Origin of the sequence: uncultured Campylobacter sp. (assembly GCF_937949835.1) — a bacterium.
In the GTDB taxonomy this organism is placed as follows: domain Bacteria; phylum Campylobacterota; class Campylobacteria; order Campylobacterales; family Campylobacteraceae; genus Campylobacter_B.
On record NZ_CALEDC010000281.1, the window covers coordinates 1 to 1,376 of the forward strand.

Consider the following 1,376-nt stretch of genomic DNA (forward strand, 5'->3'; position numbering starts at 1 on the left):
CACAAACGGCGCGTCGCCGCATTTGCGACTATCGGCAAAATTTATCCGCGTTCAAACGCTGTCGCGAAATGTCTCTCGCACGCTGTCTCAGTCGCATTGGTCTTACGACGCAGAATTTCGCACCAGCAAAATTTTAAAGCGAAATTCCACAGCGGAACTAAATTTTACGGGCGCAAATTCCGCTTGCGCCCGTAAAATTAAATTCATACCGATATCAAAATTTTAAAACTCGCGGCAAAATTCCACGCTCGCGATCGCAAAAATTAGCCATCAGTTTTAAGCCAAATTTGCCGCTAAATTCGCCCCGTAAGCGCATAAATTCCTGCTGCAGATGCGCAAAAGCCCGCACCTAAGCGTACGTCTCCAAAATATTGTAGTTGGTGTTGCGCTTGGCGGGTATTTCGCCTACGTCGCGGATCAGCGCTATCATCTCGTCCTTGCTCATCCGAAAGCTCGCGCCCGCGGCCTTTACGACGTTTTCCTCCATCATCGTGCTTCCAAGATCGTTCGCGCCGAATTTCAGCGCCAACTGCCCGATGTAGCTGCCCTGCGTGACCCAGCTGCTTTGGATGTTTTTGAAATTATCCAAAAATAGCCGCGAGACGGCGAGCAGGCGCAGGTAGCGGTTCGGGCTTTGCTTTTTGATCTCTGGATGCTCGCGCAAAAGGCGGGTGTTTTGCCCCTGGAAGCTCCATAAAATGAACGCTCGAAAGCCGCCCGTGCGGTCTTGCAGCTCGCGGATTTTATCCCAGTGCTCTACGATCTCGCGCGTGCTTTCCAGCGTGCCGAACATCATCGTGGCGGTCGTTTTCATGCCGATGCCGTGCGCCTCCTCGTGCACTCTAAGCCACGTGGCGCTGTCGCTTTTGCGCGGCGCTACTAGCTCTCGCACGCGGTCGCTTAAAATTTCGGCTCCGGCTCCGGGCATCGAGTAGAGCCCCTTGGCTTGCAGCCTGCGAAGCACTTCAAGCGTGCTGATGCCGCTAAGGCGCGCGATATAATCGATCTCGATCGCCGAGAAGCCGTGGATCGTGATGCTCGGGTAATTTTTGTGGATGAACTCCACGAGATCCTCGTACCATTCGATTTTCAGCTTCGGATGGACGCCGCCTTGAAATAAAATTTGCGTGCCGCCAACGGCGATGAGCTCCTCGATCTTTTCGCTAATCTGCTCAAAGCTCAGCACATAGGCGTCCGCGTCACTTGCGTGGCGATAAAATGCGCAAAATTTGCAATCTACCATGCAGGCGTTGGTGTAGTTTATGTTTCGATCGATGATGAAGGTCGTGACGCGATCTGGGTGCAGCTCGCGCTTGCGCGCAAACGCCGCACGCCCAAGCTCGTTCAGATCGGCGTGCTCGATCAGCTCTAGCGCC

Annotated in this window: 2 protein-coding genes; one reads left to right on the plus strand and one right to left on the minus strand. The window is 53.8% G+C overall.

What is annotated here, in order from left to right; genetic code table 11:
- A partial coding sequence (locus Q0256_RS06295) for a hypothetical protein (protein ID WP_297961252.1) occupies positions 1–226 on the plus strand: 226 nt, incomplete at its 5' end.
- Between the two features lie 123 nt (positions 227–349).
- Here the strand turns inward: Q0256_RS06295 and Q0256_RS06300 are convergent.
- On the minus strand, positions 350–1,376 hold a 1,027-nt coding region (locus tag Q0256_RS06300; protein WP_297961255.1), incomplete at its 5' end, for a dehypoxanthine futalosine cyclase.